The organism is Pseudomonas sp. A1230 (assembly GCF_044218825.1).
Lineage (GTDB): Bacteria > Pseudomonadota > Gammaproteobacteria > Pseudomonadales > Pseudomonadaceae > Aquipseudomonas > Aquipseudomonas iridis.
In genome coordinates this window covers 6,090,484-6,109,957 of record NZ_CP162582.1, presented here as the reverse complement: position 1 = coordinate 6,109,957, position 19,474 = coordinate 6,090,484, and the positions used below count along the sequence as shown (strand labels likewise).

Annotated in this window: 15 protein-coding genes; 10 read left to right on the top strand and 5 right to left on the bottom strand. The window is 58.8% G+C overall.

The features are described 5' to 3' along the window. Positions 1-18: 18 nt before the first annotated feature. Both AB4P97_RS28210 and AB4P97_RS28205 read right to left on the bottom strand, forming a co-directional pair. On the bottom strand, positions 19-579 hold the full coding sequence (locus AB4P97_RS28210) for a response regulator transcription factor (protein WP_042557635.1): 561 nt from the start codon (positions 577-579) through the stop codon (positions 19-21). Beyond that, entirely contained in the window at positions 572-1,834 is a 1,263-nt protein-coding gene (locus AB4P97_RS28205; RefSeq protein WP_042557634.1) for an ATP-binding protein, read from the bottom strand. Before AB4P97_RS28205 ends, AB4P97_RS28210 begins: the two co-directional genes overlap by 8 nt. A gap of 236 nt (positions 1,835-2,070) precedes the next feature. Between AB4P97_RS28205 and AB4P97_RS28200 the strand changes: the two genes are divergently transcribed. Continuing rightward, on the top strand, positions 2,071-2,787 hold the full coding sequence (locus AB4P97_RS28200; protein WP_047299759.1) for an SIMPL domain-containing protein: 717 nt from the start codon (positions 2,071-2,073) through the stop codon (positions 2,785-2,787). Between the two features lie 188 nt (positions 2,788-2,975). Here AB4P97_RS28200 and AB4P97_RS28195 read toward each other — a convergent pair whose 3' ends face one another. Next, positions 2,976-3,332, bottom strand: a complete 357-nt coding sequence (locus AB4P97_RS28195; RefSeq protein WP_042557632.1) for a DUF6124 family protein — start codon at positions 3,330-3,332, stop codon at positions 2,976-2,978. Positions 3,333-4,322: 990 nt separating this feature from the next. On the opposite strand from AB4P97_RS28195, the gene AB4P97_RS28190 reads away from it, so the two are divergent. From AB4P97_RS28190 to AB4P97_RS28150, 9 genes are all read left to right on the top strand, one after another. After that, positions 4,323-5,924: an ABC transporter substrate-binding protein gene (locus AB4P97_RS28190; protein WP_395601910.1), complete on the top strand. Its 1,602-nt coding sequence runs from the start codon at positions 4,323-4,325 to the stop codon at positions 5,922-5,924. A gap of 259 nt (positions 5,925-6,183) precedes the next feature. Beyond that, positions 6,184-7,809, top strand: coding sequence for an ABC transporter substrate-binding protein (locus AB4P97_RS28185; RefSeq protein WP_042557630.1), 1,626 nt, complete (start codon positions 6,184-6,186; stop codon positions 7,807-7,809). Between the two features lie 302 nt (positions 7,810-8,111). Continuing rightward, positions 8,112-9,710 carry an ABC transporter substrate-binding protein gene (locus AB4P97_RS28180; RefSeq protein ID WP_395601909.1) on the top strand — a complete coding sequence of 533 codons (1,599 nt, stop codon included), beginning with the start codon at positions 8,112-8,114 and terminating at the stop codon, positions 9,708-9,710. A gap of 176 nt (positions 9,711-9,886) precedes the next feature. Beyond that, complete coding sequence (locus AB4P97_RS28175) at positions 9,887-11,305, top strand: OprD family porin (protein WP_042557628.1); 1,419 nt, start codon at positions 9,887-9,889, stop codon at positions 11,303-11,305. A 77-nt stretch (positions 11,306-11,382) separates the two neighbouring features. Next, positions 11,383-12,978 (top strand): ABC transporter substrate-binding protein, encoded by a 1,596-nt coding sequence (locus AB4P97_RS28170; protein WP_042557627.1) that lies wholly within the window; start codon positions 11,383-11,385, stop codon positions 12,976-12,978. Between the two features lie 73 nt (positions 12,979-13,051). Next, positions 13,052-14,062 (top strand): ABC transporter permease subunit, encoded by a 1,011-nt coding sequence (locus tag AB4P97_RS28165; RefSeq protein WP_042557626.1) that lies wholly within the window; start codon positions 13,052-13,054, stop codon positions 14,060-14,062. Positions 14,063-14,066: 4 nt separating this feature from the next. After that, positions 14,067-14,996: an ABC transporter permease subunit gene (locus AB4P97_RS28160; protein WP_390896398.1), complete on the top strand. Its 930-nt coding sequence runs from the start codon at positions 14,067-14,069 to the stop codon at positions 14,994-14,996. A 10-nt stretch (positions 14,997-15,006) separates the two neighbouring features. Beyond that, a complete protein-coding gene (locus tag AB4P97_RS28155) occupies positions 15,007-15,975 on the top strand; it encodes an ABC transporter ATP-binding protein (protein ID WP_042557624.1) in 969 nt (322 codons plus the stop codon). Beyond that, complete coding sequence (locus AB4P97_RS28150; protein WP_042557623.1) at positions 15,975-16,955, top strand: peptide ABC transporter ATP-binding protein; 981 nt, start codon at positions 15,975-15,977, stop codon at positions 16,953-16,955. The genes AB4P97_RS28155 and AB4P97_RS28150 overlap by 1 nt, the downstream gene beginning before the upstream one ends. A gap of 214 nt (positions 16,956-17,169) precedes the next feature. On the opposite strand, the gene AB4P97_RS28145 is transcribed toward AB4P97_RS28150, so the two are convergent. Continuing rightward, a complete protein-coding gene (locus AB4P97_RS28145) occupies positions 17,170-17,430 on the bottom strand; it encodes a hypothetical protein (RefSeq protein ID WP_395601908.1) in 261 nt (86 codons plus the stop codon). Positions 17,431-17,748: 318 nt separating this feature from the next. Beyond that, positions 17,749-19,332: a peptide chain release factor 3 gene (locus tag AB4P97_RS28140; RefSeq protein WP_042557621.1), complete on the bottom strand. Its 1,584-nt coding sequence runs from the start codon at positions 19,330-19,332 to the stop codon at positions 17,749-17,751. Between the last annotated feature and the right edge of the window lie 142 nt (positions 19,333-19,474).

Genomic DNA, 19,474 nt, shown 5'->3' with positions numbered 1-19,474 from the left:
TGGTCGTTCAGCGCTGGTTCAGCGACGAACCGGGCGCTTCTGCAGTTTGCGCTGCAGGGTGCGGCGGTGCATGCCCAGGGCGCGGGCAGTGGCGGAGATGTTGCCTTCGTGTTCGGTGAGCACGCGCTGGATGTGCTCCCACTGCAGGCGGTCGACCGACATCGGGTTTTCCGGCACCAGGCTGTCGAGGTCGGCGTGCTCGGAGAGCAGCGCGGCCAGGACATCGTCGGCATCGGCCGGTTTGCACAGGTAGTTGCAGGCGCCGCGCTTGATCGCCTCGACAGCGGTGGCAATGCTCGAATAACCGGTAAGGATCACCACGCGCATTTCCGGGTCCAGTTCCAGCAGCTTGGGCAGCAGCACCAGACCGGAATCGCCGTCCATTTTCAGGTCGAGCGCGGCGTAGTCCGGGATATCGGCCTGCGCGATGGTAATGCCTTCTTCGGCAGAACCTGCAGTGCTGACGCGAAAGCCGCGGCGGGCCATGGCACGGGCCATCACTCGGGTGAAGGTCGCGTCATCGTCGACCAGCAGCAAATGCGGCAGTTCTTCGCCTTCGACTTGGATTTCGTCACTCATGTTGGTCTCCTCGGGCGCCGTGGGGCAGGCGCAGCTCGGTGAGCGTGCCGCCTTCCTCATGACTATAGAGTTTCACTGAGCCGCCGGCGCGTGTCACGCTGGCCTTGCTCAAAAACAGGCCCAGGCCGAAACCTTTGCCCTTCGTGGTAAAAAATGGTTTGCCGATCTGCTCGGCGATGGCCAGTGGCACACCGGCGCCGTGATCGCGAATGCTGATGGTCAGGTTTTCCGTGTCCCAGTCCAGCGTCACTTTGAGGTTTTCCGGGCAGGCATCGGCAGCGTTGTTGAGCAGATTCAACAGGGCCTGGGTCAGATCCGGCGGCGGCGCCATGCGCGGCACCGTGCCCTGACCGAGACAGTGGAAGCGATAACTGGCTTCCGGACGCATCAGGTGCCAGCGGTTCAGCGCTTCGTCGAGCCAGACGGTGACGTCCTGCATCTCCACCGCCAGACGACGATTCGCCTCAGCGGCGCGCACCAGTTGCTGCAAGGTCTCCTTGCACAACTTGACCTGATCCTGCAGCACTTTCAGGTCGTCCTGCAGCAGCGGATCGGGATGATCCTGCTGCATCTCCTTGAGCAACACGCTCATGGTCGCCAGCGGCGTGCCCAGTTCATGGGCGGCACCGGCAGCTTGCGTGGCGACGGCGAGCAATTGCTGATCGCGCAGGCCTTCTTCGCGACGAATCGCACGCAGCTCTTCCTGACGACGCAACTCTTCAGCCATGCGCGCAGCGAAGAAAGTGATCACCGCCGCCGCGAGCGCAAAGCTCAGCCACATGCCGTAGATCTGCAGGTTTTCGCGGGCGACCGGCAGGGTTTCCAGCGGATAGAACCGCGTCAGCATCACGGTGTACAAGGCCAGCGCGATGCCGGACAGGATCACCGAATAGCGCCATGGCAGCGTCACCGCAGCAATGGTCAGCGGCACCAGATAATAGGAAACGAACGGGTTCGTGGAACCGCCGGAGAAATACAGCAGCGCGCTGTGGATAACCAGATCACAGGCCAGTTGCAGGGCGTATTCCAGCTCGGTCACCGGCCATGAAGTACGCAAGCGCACCGCGGTGAACGCGCACAGCAATATCGAGCAGCCGAGGGTCATCGCCAGTTGCACCCACGGCAACGGCAACAGCTCCAGCCAATAGGCCAGACCTACGGAACCTGCCTGCGCGGCGAGCACCAGCGTGCGGATGAAAGTCAGCCGCCAGAGGTTCTGGCGAGTGGCGGAAGTCAATTGTACGGGGGCGAGCATGAGCTCTCCTGATGAGCGCTCCAGGCGGATCGCACGGAGTATAACCAAGCCGCGGCCTCCAGAGGCGAAAGTGCGGCAAACGACCACACCGAATAAGCTGCCAGTTTCGAGCTGCAAGCTACAAGTGAAAGCGTTTGGCTTGGCAGCTTGAGGCTTGCAACTTGAAGCTGCTTTCTGGAGTCTGATGGTTTCACGCAGGCCCGAACCAACACCTGCGCCCTCATCAAGGAGCTTTCATGCATACATTTCGCCGCAGCGCCGCCCTCCTCGCCCTGACCGTCGGCAGCGTCGCCAGCCTTCCAGCCCTGGCCGCCGATGAGTTGCACTACAACCAGATTTCCCTGCGCGCCGAAGTCAGCCAGGAAGTTGCCCGCGACCTGATGATCGTGACCCTCTACACCGAAGAGCAAAACACCGACCCGGCCAAACTCGCCGCCGACGTCAGCACCACCATGAACAAGGCGCTGGCCCAGGCCAAGCAAGTCAAAGACATCACCCTGCGCCAGGGCAGCCGCAACAGCTACCCGATCTACGACACCAAAGGCCAGAAAATCACCGGCTGGCGTGAACGCGCCGAACTGCGCCTGGAAAGCGCCGACTTCGCCGCCCTGTCCAAACTCACCGGCGAACTGCTGGGCGACCTGAAAATGGGTGGCATGGACTTCGCAATCGCCAACCCGACCCGCAAAGCCAGCGAAGACGCGCTGCTCAAAGAAGCCGTCACCGCCTTCAAGGCCCGTGCGCAACTGGCCACCGACGCCCTCGGCGGCAAGGGCTACAAAATCGTCAACCTGAACCTCAACGCTAACGGTTACCCACAACCGTACATGCGCGCGCCGATGATGATGAAAGCCGCCGGCATGGATTCGGCACCGGTGACGCCTGAGGTTGAGGCCGGCACCAGTCAGGTCAGCATGACCGCTGATGGCTCGATTGAAGTGCTGATGCAGTGATGTGATGTGGGCTGAATGACAAACCGGCGATCAGCGAATGATCGCCGGTTTTTTTGTGCCCGGAATTTGTATTGTTTGAGCTGCCGCCATCGCTGGCAAGCCAGCTCCCACAAGGTCATGCGTCGATTTCAAAATCAGCACAAAAACCTGTGGGAGCTGGCTTGCCAGCGATGAACGATAACGCGGTCTCAAGCCTGCGGATCAAGCCGATCCAGCGCCCGGCTCACCGCCAGTTCGGCCAGCATGACGATCTGTTGAATCCCCAGCACCGTATTGCGCTGCGTGCCGCCCAACTCGTTGGCAAAGTTGCTGGCTGCGGCGCTGGCAGAGGCCAGTGATTCACAGGCATGGGCGAGCAGGCTTTCGGTGTCGACGTTGGGGCAAACCATGAACATCGTGCTGGGTTGGCGCGGTTTTCTGGTTTCGGGGATAAGGTAGAAATCGAGGGCGCGTTTGATGGCTTCGCGGTTTCGGGCGAGGTCTTCGGCGCGGAGAGCTTCTTCGAGCGGAGTTTCGAGGGGTGGGTCGGGGACCAATTTATCCATGGAGCATTTCCTTACGAATGACGCCATTCATTTCCGATCTCACTCGAGAAACGAGGTGGCAACTATGTACGGAGTGAGATTACCGGTAAGGAAACCAACCCGGCCGAACCGAAGTCCGCCCGTACATAGCCGCCATAAAGAACTGCCGACAGCATGAAACTGGCGGCGATTATGGAGCGGCTTTCGCAGGTTTCCAAATTCAATAACCGGGAATCTCACCTCCCGATCGCAGAGTCTTCTGCGACAACCCAAGCCTAGAGATCGCACGTCCGACGGACAACCTGAAAACCTTGTGGGAAGGTTCTGGTTATTTCAAACACCTCTAAACACAGCAAAGTAATCGGGTGACTGTGTGGGCCTCTTCGCGAGCAAGCCCGCTCCCACAGTTTCAACCGAGTACACCTGCCAGAAACTGGTCGGCTGTCAGGCCGCCATCGCTGGCAAGCCAGCTCCCACAGAAAGCAAAAGCCAGATCAAAAGATCGCAGCCTGCGGCAGCTCCTACAGAGGAAACAGGTACAACCCGCACGCGGCGAAGTCCGCCCCACTCAACACAATGAGCGTTAGCTCGAGTAAAGCTCTTGATCTTGATCCACAGGCCCCTTCGGCAGGCTGAGTGGAGGGATTGATCCGGGGGTGGGAGCGCAGCGACCGTTCGACGAAGTCGAACACATCGAAAGGAGGTGCAGCGAAGCAAACCGGAAGCGATGCGCCCGGATCAATCCCGTAACGAAGGAACCCCGAGCCCCAGCGAGCGGGCCGAACGCCGGGGCAAGCGTTTTTTGCTTACTTTTTTAGGCGCTTGTAAAAAAGTGAGTCGCCGTAAGGGCGAAACCCTAAGTAGCCGTTACCGCAGCAACGGATATACCCACAACAAAAGCAGCCCACATATACCGAGATAGACACTCCCCCAAGAAAAACGATATTTCCGAAACCCCACAATTCCCCGCTAATCTCAACCCAAAACCACCTCCATACCCCCGGGGACTCCATGCCAAGATCCACCCTCAAACCGCTTTTGATCTCCCTGGCCCTGGCCACAACCGCCCCCCTGGCAAACGCAGCCACAACATTGGTCTACTGCTCCGAAGCCAGCCCCGCAGGCTTCGACCCCAGCCAATACACCAGCGGCACCGACTTCGACGCCTCCGCCGAAACCGTCTTCAACCGCCTCACCCAATTCCAGCGCGGCGGCACCGACATCGAACCGGCCCTGGCAACAAAATGGGACGTCTCCAACGACGGACTTCAATACACCTTCCACCTGCGCCAGGGCGTGAAATTCCACACCACGCAATACTTCACCCCAACCCGCGACTTCAACGCCGACGACGTCCTGTTCACCTTCCAGCGCCTGCTCGACCCGCAAAACGCTTTCCGCAAGGCCTACCCGGCCGAATCCCCGTACTTCACCGACATGGGTCTGAACACCACGATCAAATCGGTCGAAAAACTCGACGAGCAAACCGTGCGCTTCAACCTCAACAACGTCGACGCCGCGTTCGTGCAAAACCTCGCCATGAGTTTCGCCTCGGTGCAATCGGCCGAATACGCAGCGCAATTGTTGAAGGAAGGCAAAGCCGCCGACCTCAACCAGAAACCGATCGGCACCGGCCCGTTCGTGTTCAAGCGCTATCAAAAGGATTCACAAATCCGCTACACCGCTAACACGGCCTACTGGAAACCCGAGGATGTGAAGATCGACAATCTGATCTTCTCGATCACCCCGGACGCCGCCGTACGCCTGCAGAAACTCAAGACCGGCGAATGCCAGGTCAGCGGTTACCCGCGCCCGGCCGACATTGAAGTGATGGAAAAAGACACGAACCTGCGCGTGCTGAAACAGGCCGGTTTCAACCTCGGTTTCCTCGCCTACAACACCACTCACCCGCCGCTGGATCAGCTCAAGGTGCGCCAGGCCCTGGACATGGCCATCGATAAACCGGCGATCATCAAAGCCGTTTATCAAAGCGCCGGCCAGTTGGCCCAGAACGCCTTGCCACCCGCGCAATGGTCATTCGACCCGAACTTAAAAGACGCGCCGCACGACCCGGTAAAAGCCAGGGCGCTACTGAAAGAAGCAGGGGTTGCACCGGGTACAACCATCAACCTCTGGGCAATGACCGTGCAGCGCGCCTCGAACCCGAATGCGCGGATGTCAGCGCAGATGATTCAGCAGGATTGGGACAAGATCGGCATCAAGGCCAACATCGTTAGCTATGAGTGGGGCGAATACATCAAACGCGCCAAAAATGGCGAACATGACGCGATGATTTATGGCTGGACCGGTGACAACGGCGACCCTGACAACTGGCTCGGCGTGCTGTACAGCTGCGCGGCAGTCAAGGGCAGCAACTACGCCAAATGGTGCGACCCGGCCTACGACAAACTGGTACAGCAGGCCAAGGTGTCCACCGACAAAACACAACGGGTACAACTGTATCAACAGGCGCAACTGATCCTTAAACAGCAGGTGCCGATTACCCCGATTGCCAACTCCACGGTGTTCCAGCCGCTGCGCAAGGAAGTCACCGACTTCCGTATCAGCCCGTTCGGTCTAACCCCTTTCTATGGCGTGGGTATAAATAAGTAACACCAAGCCCCAAGGCGGCGCGCACAACGTGACCAACGCACCGTTTTGGGGCTTGATTTGCACCGTAAAAACCACCCGCAAACGGTCAAATGCGTCAGAAGTTACACAGATGCGACATTAAGGTACGTTCGTGCCACCGTTTGAGGCCGCCGACCGCTCTGGATCTTGCATTGGGTATGGCGCCTGCATAAGTATCCGCAGGCACGACTCACGAGGTCGTACCTCAAATCAAAAAATGACAACAAATCATGAGGCCAACATGCTTAAACACGCGGTCATTCCGTTTTTAGTCGGCGCAGGCTTGTTAGCCTCCGCACCTTTCGCATCCGCTGCGACTAACCTGGTGTTCTGCTCCGAAGGGAGCCCGGCCGGTTTTGATCCAGGCCAGTACACCACCGGAACAGACTTCGACGCCTCTGCCGAAACCATGTTCAACCGCCTGACCCAGTTCGAGCGCGGCGGCACCGCCGTGATTCCTGGTCTGGCGACCAAGTGGGACATCTCCGAAGATGGCCTGACTTACACCTTCCACCTGCGTGAAGGCGTCAAGTTCCACACCACCCCGTACTTCAAGCCGACCCGTGAGTTCAACGCCGACGACGTGCTGTTCACCTTTAATCGCATGATTAACAAGGATGACCCGTTCCGTAAGGCGTACCCGACCGAATTCCCGTACTTCACCGACATGGGGATGGACACCAACATCACCAAGATCGATAAAGTCGACGACCACACCGTCAAGTTCACCCTCAAGGAAGTTGATGCCGCGTTCATCCAGAACATGGCCATGAGCTTCGCCTCGGTGCAGTCCGCCGAGTATGCAGCCCAGCTGCTCAAGGATGGCAAGCCTGCCGACATCAACCAGAAACCGGTCGGCACCGGCCCGTTCGTGTTCAAGAGCTACCAGAAAGACTCCAACATCCGCTTCACCGGGAACAAGGACTACTGGAAGCCTGATGACGTGAAGATCGACAACCTGATCTTCGCCATCACCACCGACCCTTCGGTACGTATTCAGAAGCTGAAAAAGAACGAGTGCCAGGTCACCCTGTTCCCACGTCCGGCCGACCTGAAAGCGCTGAAAGAAGACAAGTCGCTGAAGATGCCTGACCAGGCCGGTTTCAACCTGGGCTACATCGCTTACAACGTGATGGACAAGGTCAAAGGCAGCGACGAGAAAAACCCTCTGGCTGACCTGCGCGTTCGTCAGGCCCTGGACATGGCCGTCAACAAGCCGCAGATCATCGATTCGGTTTACCAGGGCGCGGGCCAACTGGCCGTCAACGCCATGCCGCCGACCCAGTGGTCTTACGACACCACCATCAAGGACGCCAAGTACGATCCTGAGAAAGCCAAGCAGCTGCTCAAGGAAGCCGGCGTCAAGGAAGGTACCGAAATCGTCCTGTGGGCGATGCCGGTTCAGCGTCCGTATAACCCGAACGCCAAGCTGATGGCTGAAATGCTCCAGTCCGACTGGGCCAAGATCGGCTTGAAAGTGAAGATCACCAGCTACGAATGGGGCGAGTACATCAAGCGCTCCAAAGGTGGTGAGAACCAGGCCATGATCATTGGCTGGAGCGGTGACAATGGTGATCCGGACAACTGGCTGAACGTGTTGTTTGGTTGCGACTCGCTTAGCGGCAACAACTTCTCCAAGTGGTGCGACAAGAAATTTGATGGCCTCGTCAAAGAAGCCAAGCGCACTACAGACCAGGGCAAGCGCACCGAACTGTACAAACAGGCGCAACACGTCCTCAAAGATGCAGTCCCAATGACACCTATCGCTCACTCGACGGTGTATCAACCCATGCGCGCCAACGTGCAGGACTTCAAGATCAGCCCATTCGGCTTGAACTCCTTCTACGGCGTCAGCGTCAGCAAGTAAAAAAAGGCAGCGGCGACGATTTCAGCGTCGCCGCTGCTTTTTCTGCCGATTAGTTAGGAATTTGCCTACATCTGTTTCCACCCTGCTTTACCAGGGAGATACAGAATGTGTTGCCATTTCCTACGAGTCTTTAGGACTCAACGCATTTACTGCCAGATCCACGGTCCCTACCGTCGGGTTCTGACCAGTGCCTGTGTGGGCTAACGGTTTTGCTGTTCGTACTGGTTTGAGCTTGATGCAGCCACAACGTCCCTGGACGGGACCGCGGCGCATCGAAACAACACTAATAAAGAGGGAGCGTCATGCGCCATACCTTGGTTTTTTCCGCACTGCTGGGCGCCGGCCTGTTGGCCGCCACGTCCGCCAGCCACGCCGCCAGCGATAGTCTGGTGTTTTGCTCCGAAGGCAGCCCGGCGGGTTTTGATACTGCGCAATACACGACGGCCACCGATAACGACGCTGCAGAGCCGCTGTACAACCGCTTGGTAGAGTTCGAAAAAGGCGCGACCAATGTCGTACCGGGCCTGGCCAACCAGTGGGATATTTCCGAGGACGGCCTCAAGTACACCTTTCACCTGCGTGAAGGCGTGAAATTTCATACAACGCCGTACTTCAAGCCAACCCGCGATTTCAACGCCGACGACGTGCTGTTTACGTTTAATCGCATGCTTGATGCACAGCAGCCATTCCGTAAGGCTTATCCGACCGAGTTCCCCTATTTCAACGGGATGAGCCTGAACAAGAACATCGCCAAGGTCGAGAAGACCGGGCCGCTGACCGTGGAGTTCACGCTCAACAGCGTCGACGCCGCGTTCATCCAGAACATCGCCATGAGTTTCGCCGCCATCCTGTCCGCCGAATACGCCGACAAGCTGATGGCCGAAGGCAAGCCGAGCGACATCAACCAGAAGCCGATCGGCACCGGGCCGTTCGTGTTCAAGAGCTATCAGAAAGACTCGAACATCCGCTACACCGGCAACCCGCAGTACTGGGACCCGAGCCGGGTAAAACTGAAAAACCTGATCTTCGCGATCAACACCGACGCCTCGGTGCGCGTGCAAAAACTCAAGGCCGGCGAATGCCAGATCACCCTGCATCCGCGCCCGGCCGATGTTGAAGCGCTGAAGGCCGACCCGAAGCTGCAACTGATCTCCAAGCCAGGTTTCAACCTCGGCTACATCGCCTATAACGTGCGCCACAAACCGTTCGACCAGCTCGAAGTGCGTCAGGCGCTGGACATGGCGGTGAATAAACAAGGGATTCTCAACGCTGTTTATCAAGGCGCCGGCCAACTGGCCGTCAACGCCATGCCACCGACACAATGGTCCTACGACGACACCATCAAGGACGCCGCCTTCAACCCGGAAAAAGCCAAAGAACTGCTCAAGGCTGCCGGCGTGAAGGAAGGCACCGAGATCACACTGTGGGCAATGCCGGTTCAACGTCCGTACAACCCGAACGCCAAGCTGATGGCCGAAATGCTTCAGGCCGACTGGGCCAAGATCGGTCTGAAAGTGAAAATCGTCAGCTATGAATGGGGCGAGTACATCAAGCGCACCAAGAATGGTGAGCATGACATCAGCCTGATCGGCTGGACCGGCGACAACGGTGACCCGGATAACTGGCTCGGCACGCTGTACAGCTGCGACGCCATTGGCGGCAACAACTACTCCATGTGGTGCGATCCGGCTTACGACAAGCTGATCAAGGAAGCCAAGGTCGTCACCGATCGCGACCAGCGCACCGTGCTCTATAAACAGGCTCAGCAGTTGCTTAAACAGCAAGTGCCGATCACGCCTGTCGCCCACTCGACGGTCAACCAGCCGTTAAGCACACGGGTTGAAGGGTTCAAGGTGAGCCCTTTCGGCCGCAACGTGTTCTCGGGTGTCAGTATCGATTAACCCAACCGATTAGCCGCAACGCTGAGGGGGACTGTCTACCCCCCTCACGCAAGCGCTTTGCCTAAATTCGCCAATTTGGCCTTTTGCAAACGTTTGCGATGTGTGAACGAGTTCTAAACCAAAAACCGGCCAACCCAAAAAAGCCGGCATAAAAAGAAAGTAAAGGAGCTTCACCCATGAAACTGAGCAGCACCGCGATACTGGCCCTGGCCATAAGCAGCATCACCGCCACGGCTTATGCTGAAACGCAAAGCCAGGCGTTCACCCCGGTGACCGTCAACACCAAGAGCGCCCAGGCTGAAGCGACCGGCTTCGTTGAAGGTCAGTCGATCACGGGTTCGACCCGCAACTGGTACGCCAACGAAGAACTGAAGCGCGGCGCCAAATTCCGTTACACGCACAACGACACGCTGCAAACCACCGATCGCCGTATCAACTGGGTGCAAGGCACCATCGTCAAGTACAACTCTGGGTTCACCGAGGGCACTGTCGGCATCAGCACCGAGGTTGCGTTGTATAACGCCATCGCGCTGGAGCGTGATCGCAAGAACCTCGCATCCGGCAGCGGCGGCGCTCCGGAAGCAGGCCTCACTCGCCCAGGCAACAACCGTACATTGACCCGCCGAGGCGGTGACGCAGAGGGCCAGTGGAGCAAACTGGGTCTGGCGAACGTCAAGGCACGTGTTTCCAACACCACCCTGACCGCCGGCCGCCAGAACTTCAGCAGCCCGATGGTCGACGTGATCGGCAACCGTCCGCTGCCTTCCAGCTTCCAGGGCGTCAGCCTGCACAGCGAAGAGCTGGAGAACCTGACCTTCGATATCGCCACGTTCGATCAGAACTCGCCACGTACCGAAGAGAGCCAGCGCAAGTTCCGCTCCGAGTACGCCGACGAAATCATCGAAATCGACCACGTGAACACCGCCGGTATTTCCTACCAGCCGTTCGCCAGCCTGAAAACCAGCCTGTGGGCGACCCAGGCTGAAGACATGTGGAAGCAGTACTACTTCGGCGCTACCCACGAACTGGGTGATAGCCAGATCCTGAGCCTGACCACCGGTCTGAACTACTACAAGACCGTCGACGAAGGTAAAAAGAAGCTGGGCGAAATCGACAACGATACCTACTCGCTGTCGTTGGGGCTGACTCACCAGGCCCACAGCCTGACCTTCTCGTACCAGGAAGTTAACGGTAACGAGTACTTCGACTACCTGCACGAAACCAACGGTATCTACCTGGCCAACTCCCTGCTCTCGGACTTCAACGGCCCGAACGAGAAATCCTTCCAGGTTGCCTACGGTCTGAACATGGCCGAATACGGCGTGCCAGGCTTGAAATTCAATATCTATAGCGCCCGCGGCTGGGGCATCGACGGTACCCACTACAAGGGTGGCGCTTACGACAGCGTGCTGGCGATGGATGGCGAAAACCACTACGAATACGGGATCGGTGCTGCGTACGCCGTTCAAAGTGGCCCACTCAAAGCTACGGCGATCCGCGCGACTTATACCGCGCACCGTGCCAGTGAGAACCAGCTGGATGGCAGCATCAACGAGTTCCGTCTCGTGACCACCATTCCATTCAACATCCTGTAAAAACGCCAACCGACGGCTGACTCATGATGAGTCGGCCGTTCGGTTTTTTGTCTTCAACCGATTGCAGAGGGTTATCGATGAAAATGCTTCCCCTACGTGCGGCCGTCGCTGCCGCGTTGTTGAGCGCCGCCATCGGCGTCTCGGCCAAACCCTTGGTGGTCTGCACCGAAGCCAGTCCGGAAGGCTTCGACATGGTCCAGTACACAACTGCAGTCACTGCCGATGCGGTGGCCGAAACGATCTTCAACCGTCTGGTCGACTTCAAGCCTGGCACCACCGAATTGGTACCGGCACTGGCCGACTCCTGGGAAATCAGCGATGACGGTCTGACGTACACGTTCCACCTGCGCAAAGGCGTCAAGTTTCACACCACCGAATACTTCAAGCCGACCCGTGACATGAATGCCGACGATGTGCTTTGGAGCTTCCAGCGTCAGCTGGACCCGAATCACCCTTGGCACAAACTGTCGAGCGTGGGCTTCCCGTACTTTGAAAGCATGGGCTTCAAGGAACTGCTCAAGAACGTGGAAAAGGTCGACGACTACACCGTCAAGTTCACCCTGACCCGCCGCGAAGCACCTTTCCTGGCCGACGTTGCCATGCCGTTCACCGCGATCTACTCCGCCGAGTACGCCGATCAGTTGCTCAAGGCCAACAAGACCGGCGACCTCAACAACAAGCCTGTCGGCACCGGCCCGTTCATCTTCCAGCGCTACGCCAAGGATGCGCAGGTTCGCTTCAAGGCCAACCCGGAATACTTCCGTGGCAAGCCGCCGGCCGACGCGCTGATTCTGGCAATCGCCACCGACAACAACGTGCGCCTGCAAAAGCTCAAGGCCAACGAGTGCCAGATCGCGCTGTATCCCAAACCTGATGACATCCCGAGCATCAAGAAAGACAGCAACCTGAAGGTTGATGAACTGAACGCGATGACCGTTTCGTACATCGCCATGAACACCCAGCACAAATACATGAGCGACGTGCGCGTGCGTAAGGCGATCGACATCGCCTTCGACAAAGCCGCTTACGTCAATGCGCTGTTCGGCAAGGGCAACGCGACCGTCGCGGTCAACCCGTACCCGGACACCCTGCTCGGCTACAACACCGAGCTGAAAAACCCGCCACGTGACCTCGACAAGGCGCGCGCCCTGCTCAAGGAAGCCGGGGTTCCGGAAGGCACCGTGTTTACCCTGTTTACCCGCAACGGCGGCGGCCCGACCAACCCCAACCCGATGCTTGGCGCGCAGATGATGCAGGCTGACCTGGCGAAAGTCGGGATCAAGGTCGACATCCGCGTCATGGAATGGGGCGAAATGCTTAAACGCGCCAAGGCCGGCGAGCACGATATGGTCTCGGCCGGCTGGGCGGGTGACAACGGCGACCCGGATAACTTCCTGACGCCTATGCTCAGTTGCGAAGCCGCCAAGAACGGCGAAAACTACGCGCGCTGGTGCAACGAGAAATTCCAGGCACTGATCGACGAAGCACGGGCTAAAGTAGATCCGGCCGAACGCGCGAAGCTCTACGAACAGGCACAAGTGCTGTTTAATCAGGATCAACCGTGGATCAGCATGGCCCACACGCGGATGTTTACTGCAATGCGCAACAACGTAGAGGGCTATCACATCAGCCCCCTGACAACTAATAACTTCGCCACCACCCAGGTGAAGTAGATAAGAAACTCCCGGCCTCCCTGATCCCAGGGAAGCCGGGCACGCCTAACCGGCTGATGAGGTACCACACAAGATGTTTAGTTTTATTGCCCGCCGACTGGGGTTGTTGATCCCCACGTTTTTCGGCATCACCCTGCTGACTTTCGCGTTGATTCGCATGATTCCTGGCGACCCCGTGGAAGTGATGATGGGCGAACGTCGGGTCGACCCCGAAATGCACGCTCAGGCAATGGAACGCCTAGGTCTGAACAAACCGTTGTATGCCCAGTACCTGGACTACATCGGCAAACTGGCCCAAGGCGATCTCGGCGAATCCCTGCGTACTCGTGAGAGCGTATGGACCGAGTTCACCTCTCTCTTCCCGGCGACCCTGGAACTGTCCATGGCCGCCCTGCTGTTCGCCGGCATTCTGGGCCTTCTGGCCGGGGTGATCGCGGCACTCAAGCGAGGATCATTATTCGACCATGGGGTGATGGGCATCTCCCTCGCGGGTTATTCGATGCCGATCTTCTGGTGGGGCCTGATCCTGATCATGTTCTTCTCGGTGAGCCTGGGCTGGACGCCGGTATCCGGGCGGATCGACCTGCTCTACGACATCGAGCCACGTACCGGTTTCATGCTGATCGATACGCTGCTGGCCGATGACATGGGCGCATTCCTCGATGCCCTGCATCACCTGATCCTGCCGGCCATCGTGCTCGGTACCATTCCGCTGGCCGTTATCGCGCGGATGACCCGTTCGTCGATGCTCGAAGTGCTGCGCGAAGACTACATCCGTACCGCCAAGGCCAAAGGCCTGTCGCCATCGCGCGTAGTGTTCGTCCACGGTCTGCGTAACGCGCTGATCCCGGTGCTGACGGTTGTTGGTCTGCAGGTCGGTACTTTGCTGGCCGGTGCGGTCCTGACCGAAACCATTTTCTCCTGGCCCGGCATCGGCAAATGGCTGATCGAAGCCATCGGCGCCCGGGACTATCCGGTCGTGCAAAACGGCATCCTGTTAATCGCCTGCCTGGTGATTCTGGTCAACTTCGTGGTGGACATCCTCTACGGCTTTGCCAACCCACGCATCCGTCATCAGCGCTGAGATCATGACCATGACCACTCCAGCTTCAACTCAAAATCAAGCGGTAGCAGTCGATCAAAGCCTGCTGTATCCGTCTCCGTACAAAGAATTCTGGCAAGCGTTTTCCAAGAACAAAGGTGCCGTTGCCGGCCTGATGTTCATGTTGCTGGTGATTTTCTGCGCGCTGTTCGCCCCTTGGGTGGCGCCCCATAACCCGAGCGAGCAATACCGTGACTTCCTGCTGACGCCACCGGCGTGGCTTGAAGGCGGGCAGATGCAATTTTTGCTCGGCACCGATGAACTGGGCCGTGACCTGCTGTCGCGTCTGATCCAGGGTTCGCGCCTGTCGCTGCTGATCGGCTTGTCGTCGGTCGTGATGTCGCTAATCCCGGGGATTCTGCTCGGGCTGTTCGCCGGTTTCTTCCCGAAGATGATTGGCCCGACCATCATGCGTCTGATGGACATCATGCTGGCCCTGCCGTCCTTGCTGCTGGCTGTGGCGATTGTCGCCATCCTCGGCCCTGGCCTGATCAACACCGTGATCGCCATCGCTGTGGTGTCCCTGCCGTCGTATGTGCGCCTGACCCGCGCAGCGGTGATGGGCGAACTGAACCGCGACTACGTGACCGCCGCGCGCCTGGCCGGTGCCGGTCTGCCACGCCTGATGTTCATCACCGTGCTGCCCAACTGCATGGCGCCGCTGATCGTTCAGGCAACCTTGAGTTTCTCTTCGGCGATTCTCGATGCCGCGGCCCTGGGCTTCCTCGGCCTTGGCGTACAACCGCCAACCCCTGAGTGGGGCACCATGCTGGCCTCGGCCCGCGATTACATCGAACGCGCCTGGTGGGTGGTGAGCCTGCCTGGTTTGACCATTTTGCTCAGCGTGCTGGCAATCAACCTGATGGGCGACGGTCTGCGCGATGCGCTGGACCCGAAACTCAAGAATGCCGCCTGAGGAGATTCAAATGTCACTGTTGGAAATCAAGAATCTCAACGTTCGTTTCGGCGACAAGAACGCTGTGCCGGTGGTCGATGGCCTCGACATCAGCGTCGACAAGGGCGAAGTGCTGGCCATCGTGGGCGAGTCCGGTTCGGGCAAATCCGTGACCATGATGGCGCTGATGGGCCTGATCGAGCACCCGGGGATCGTCACCGCCGATGCGCTGAATTTCGATGGCAAGAACATGCTCAAGCTGAGCAACCGTCAACGTCGGCAGATCGTCGGTAAAGACCTGGCGATGGTCTTTCAGGACCCGATGACTGCGCTCAACCCGAGCTACACCGTCGGTTTTCAGATCGAAGAAGTGCTGCGCCTGCATCTGAAAATGTCCAGCAAGCAAGCGCGCAAACGCGCCATCGAACTGCTGGAAAAAGTTGAAATCCCGGGCGCGGCCAGCCGCATGGACGCCTACCCGCATCAACTATCCGGCGGTATGAGCCAGCGCGTGGCAATCGCCATGGCAATTGCCGGCGAGCCGAAACTGCTGATCGCGGATGAGCCGACCACTGCACTCGACGTGACGATTCAGGCGCAGATCATGGATCTGCTGCTGGCGTTGCAGAAAGAGCAGAACATGGGCCTGGTGCTGATCACTCACGACCTCGCCGTCGTCGCTGAAACCGCCCAACGTGTATGCGTGATGTACGCCGGCCAGGCTGTTGAAGTCGGTCAGGTACCACAGCTGTTCGACATTCCGGCGCACCCGTACAGCGAAGCGCTGCTCAAGGCGATTCCGGAACACAGCCAGGGTGCTGACCGTCTGGCGACACTGCCGGGCATCGTTCCCGGCCGTTACGACCGTCCGCAAGGGTGCCTGTTGTCGCCGCGCTGCCCGTACGTGCAGGAAAGCTGCCGCGCGCAGCGTCCGACCCTTGATCCGAAAAGCCACAGCCTCGCCCGCTGCTTCTACCCGCTGAACCAGGAGGTGGCGTAATGGCCGTCGTACTTACCGCCCGCGACCTGACCCGTCACTACGAAGTGTCCCGAGGCCTGTTCAAGGGCCACGCGACCGTACGCGCACTTAACGGCGTGTCATTCGAACTGGAAGCCGGCAAGACTCTCGCGGTTGTAGGCGAATCGGGTTGCGGCAAATCCACTTTGGCGCGCGCCCTGACCCTGATTGAGGAGCCGTCGTCCGGCTCGTTGAAAATCGCCGGCCAGGAAGTTGCCGGCGCCGACAAGGCCCAGCGCAAGCAACTGCGCAAAGACGTGCAGATGGTGTTCCAGAGCCCGTACGCCTCGTTGAACCCACGGCAGAAAGTCGGTGATCAACTGGCCGAACCGCTGTTGATCAACACCAACCTGTCCGCCGCCGAACGTCGCGAGAAAGTCCAGGCGATGATGAAGCAGGTCGGCTTGCGTCCCGAGCACTACCAGCGTTATCCGCACATGTTCTCCGGGGGGCAGCGCCAGCGTATTGCGTTGGCTCGGGCGATGATGCTGCAACCGAAAGTGCTGGTGGCGGACGAACCGACCTCGGCGCTCGACGTGTCGATTCAGGCGCAGGTGTTGAACCTGTTCATGGACCTGCAGCAGGAGTTCAACACCGCTTACGTGTTCATCTCGCACAACCTTGCGGTGGTGCAACACGTGGCCGATGACGTGATGGTGATGTACCTCGGTCGCCCGGTGGAAATGGGCCCGAAGAACGACATCTACGAACGCCCTCTTCACCCGTACACCCAAGCGCTGCTGTCGGCGACCCCGACCATTCACCCGGACCCGAACAAGCCGAAAATCAAGATCGTCGGCGAACTGCCCAACCCGCTGAACCCGCCACCAGGCTGCGCTTTCCACAAGCGCTGCCCGTACGCGACCGAGCGCTGCAGCACGGAAGAGCCGGCATTGCGCTTGCTCGACAATCGGCAGGTGGCTTGCCACTACGCCGAGCAGTTCCTCGACGGTGCGGCGTAAGCAGATCCGGGGAAAAGGCAAAAACCTGGGGGAACGGGCCTGCCCGCGATGACAGCGTGTCAGTCACCTGATTTGTCGACTGACACACCGCAATCGCGGGCGAGCCCGCTCCCACAGGGGATGATGTTGAATTCAGCGATGGCGTAACAAGCAAACCCCATCTACCTCGACGACTCATCAGTCGAGGCAGACGGGGTTTTTCTTTGCCTGCAATCTACGTCTGGCTGTCGCCTTCATCCGGATCATCAGAGTCCGGCTCGTCTGTCATCGAGTCATCGTCATCAGCAGTTCCACCCTGCCCCTGATCACCCGGCTCGGACTCGGACTTGGCGAGCATCAGCCCGCTATGCCCCTCCTGCCCGTTAAAGGCCTGGGAATCATGATCCTCGCACTCGGCCCAGGCCGTCGCAGTGCCGAGAGACAGCATGACCATCACTTTCAACAGCAATAAAACACGCAGCAACCTGTTTTTCATGATCGATTCCATCCTGTGCAGGTGAAACACAATGCCGATCCGGCGCTGAATGAAATCTAGTTCCGATCAGCCGGGTTCACCAGATAGGACGCGACTGAACCCGCAGAAATGCCCTCAACCGACAGACAGGTTTCGAATAACAACCATAACCAATGCTGCTAGCCCATGTAGGAGCTGCCGAAGGCTGCGATCTTTTGATTCTGTTTCTAAAAACAAGAGCAAAAGATCGCAGCGTGCCGCAGCTCCTACAGGGTTGGAAGTGGCAATAAAAAACCCCGCAGCTTTCGCGACGGGGTTTTGGGTGCTGCGGCCTGACGCTTAGTGATGCTCACGCGTCGCACGGAATTTCACGTCCGGCCAGCGCTCTTCCATCAGGGCCAGGTTGACCCGGGTCGGGGCGAGGTAGGTCAGGTGACCGCCGCCGTCGACTGCAAGGTTTTCCACTGCCTTGTTGGAGAATTCCTCAAGCTTCTTCTTGTCGCTGCATTCGATCCAGCGCGCGGAGTACACGGTGATTGGCTCGTATGAGCACTCAACCTTGTATTCCTCTTTCAGGCGGCTGGCGACCACATCGAACTGCAGCACACCCACGGCGCCGAGGATGATGTCGTTGCTGCGCTCCGGGAAGAACACCTGGGTGGCGCCTTCTTCGGCCAGTTGTTGCAGGCCCTGGCGCAGTTGCTTGGATTTCAGCGGATCGCGCAGACGCACGCGGCGGAACAGTTCCGGGGCGAAGTGCGGGATGCCGGTGAAGCTCAGGGCTTCGCCTTCGCTGAAGGTGTCGCCGATCTGGATGGTGCCGTGGTTGTGCAGACCGATGATATCGCCGGCAAACGCTTCTTCCAGTTGCTCACGCTCGGAGGAGAAGAACGTCAGGGCGTCGCCGATGCGCACGTCCTTGCCGGTGCGCACGTGGCGCATCTTCATGCCTTTCTCGTACTTGCCGGAGCAAATGCGCATGAAGGCGATGCGGTCGCGGTGTTTGGGGTCCATGTTCGCCTGGATCTTGAAGATGAAGCCCGAGAACTTCTCTTCAACCGGCTCCACGGTGCGCTCGTTGGCGACACGGGCCAGCGGACGCGGTGCCCAATCGACGACGGCGTCGAGCACGTGGTCAACACCGAAGTTGCCCAGCGCGGTACCGAAGAACACCGGGGTCAGTTGACCGTCGAGGAACTCCTGCTGGTTGAATTCGTGGCAGGCGCCCTGCACCAGTTCCAGCTGATCGACGAAGCGATCGTACTCGTCGCCCAGATGCGCGCGCGCTTCGTCGGAGTCGAGCTTTTCGATGATTCTGGTTTCGGTGCGTTCGTGACCGTGGCCGGCGGTGTAGACAATGATGTAGTCGTCGGCCAGGTGATACACGCCTTTGAAGTCGCGGTAGCAACCGATCGGCCAGGTGATCGGCGCAGCCTTGATCTTGAGGACGGCTTCGATCTCGTCGAGCAGTTCGATCGGGTCGCGGATGTCACGGTCGAGTTTGTTGATGAAGCTGACGATCGGCGTGTCACGCAGACGGCAGACGTCCATCAGCGCAATGGTACGCGGCTCGACACCCTTACCGCCGTCGAGGACCATCAATGCCGAGTCCACCGCCGTCAGGGTGCGATAGGTATCTTCGGAGAAGTCTTCGTGGCCCGGGGTGTCGAGCAGGTTGACCATGTGGTCGCGATACGGGAACTGCATGACCGACGTGGTAATGGAAATACCCCGTTGCTTCTCCATCTCCATCCAGTCGGATGTCGCATGGCGGTCGGATTTACGGGATTTCACCGTGCCCGCAATCGCAATCGCCTTGCCCATCAACAGGAGCTTTTCGGTGATCGTCGTCTTACCGGCATCGGGGTGGGAAATAATGGCGAAAGTGCGGCGTTTCGCGACTTCGGCGGCCTGGTTGGTCATGGGAAATCGCCTGGCGGTGATTCAAAAAAGGGCCGCGATTATAGCCCAAGTCAATGCAATAACCGAACCGTTGAGCACATTAAGGGTGGCCAAATGCTGCCTTAGGTGGGAACCTTTTAAAGCACGGAGACGTCCATCCCCT

What these genes read in the sequence shown, in the direction of transcription:
- AB4P97_RS28210 (WP_042557635.1), bottom strand. Translation starts at nt 579, where the DNA reads ATGAGTGACGAAATCCAAGTCGAAGGCGAAGAACTGCCGCATTTGCTG.
- AB4P97_RS28205 (WP_042557634.1), bottom strand. Translation starts at nt 1,834, where the DNA reads ATGCTCGCCCCCGTACAATTGACTTCCGCCACTCGCCAGAACCTCTGG.
- AB4P97_RS28200 (WP_047299759.1), top strand. Translation starts at nt 2,071, where the DNA reads ATGCATACATTTCGCCGCAGCGCCGCCCTCCTCGCCCTGACCGTCGGC.
- AB4P97_RS28195 (WP_042557632.1), bottom strand. Translation starts at nt 3,332, where the DNA reads ATGGATAAATTGGTCCCCGACCCACCCCTCGAAACTCCGCTCGAAGAA.
- AB4P97_RS28190 (WP_395601910.1), top strand. Translation starts at nt 4,323, where the DNA reads ATGCCAAGATCCACCCTCAAACCGCTTTTGATCTCCCTGGCCCTGGCC.
- AB4P97_RS28185 (WP_042557630.1), top strand. Translation starts at nt 6,184, where the DNA reads ATGCTTAAACACGCGGTCATTCCGTTTTTAGTCGGCGCAGGCTTGTTA.
- AB4P97_RS28180 (WP_395601909.1), top strand. Translation starts at nt 8,112, where the DNA reads ATGCGCCATACCTTGGTTTTTTCCGCACTGCTGGGCGCCGGCCTGTTG.
- AB4P97_RS28175 (WP_042557628.1), top strand. Translation starts at nt 9,887, where the DNA reads ATGAAACTGAGCAGCACCGCGATACTGGCCCTGGCCATAAGCAGCATC.
- AB4P97_RS28170 (WP_042557627.1), top strand. Translation starts at nt 11,383, where the DNA reads ATGAAAATGCTTCCCCTACGTGCGGCCGTCGCTGCCGCGTTGTTGAGC.
- AB4P97_RS28165 (WP_042557626.1), top strand. Translation starts at nt 13,052, where the DNA reads ATGTTTAGTTTTATTGCCCGCCGACTGGGGTTGTTGATCCCCACGTTT.
- AB4P97_RS28160 (WP_390896398.1), top strand. Translation starts at nt 14,067, where the DNA reads ATGACCATGACCACTCCAGCTTCAACTCAAAATCAAGCGGTAGCAGTC.
- AB4P97_RS28155 (WP_042557624.1), top strand. Translation starts at nt 15,007, where the DNA reads ATGTCACTGTTGGAAATCAAGAATCTCAACGTTCGTTTCGGCGACAAG.
- AB4P97_RS28150 (WP_042557623.1), top strand. Translation starts at nt 15,975, where the DNA reads ATGGCCGTCGTACTTACCGCCCGCGACCTGACCCGTCACTACGAAGTG.
- AB4P97_RS28145 (WP_395601908.1), bottom strand. Translation starts at nt 17,430, where the DNA reads ATGAAAAACAGGTTGCTGCGTGTTTTATTGCTGTTGAAAGTGATGGTC.
- AB4P97_RS28140 (WP_042557621.1), bottom strand. Translation starts at nt 19,332, where the DNA reads ATGACCAACCAGGCCGCCGAAGTCGCGAAACGCCGCACTTTCGCCATT.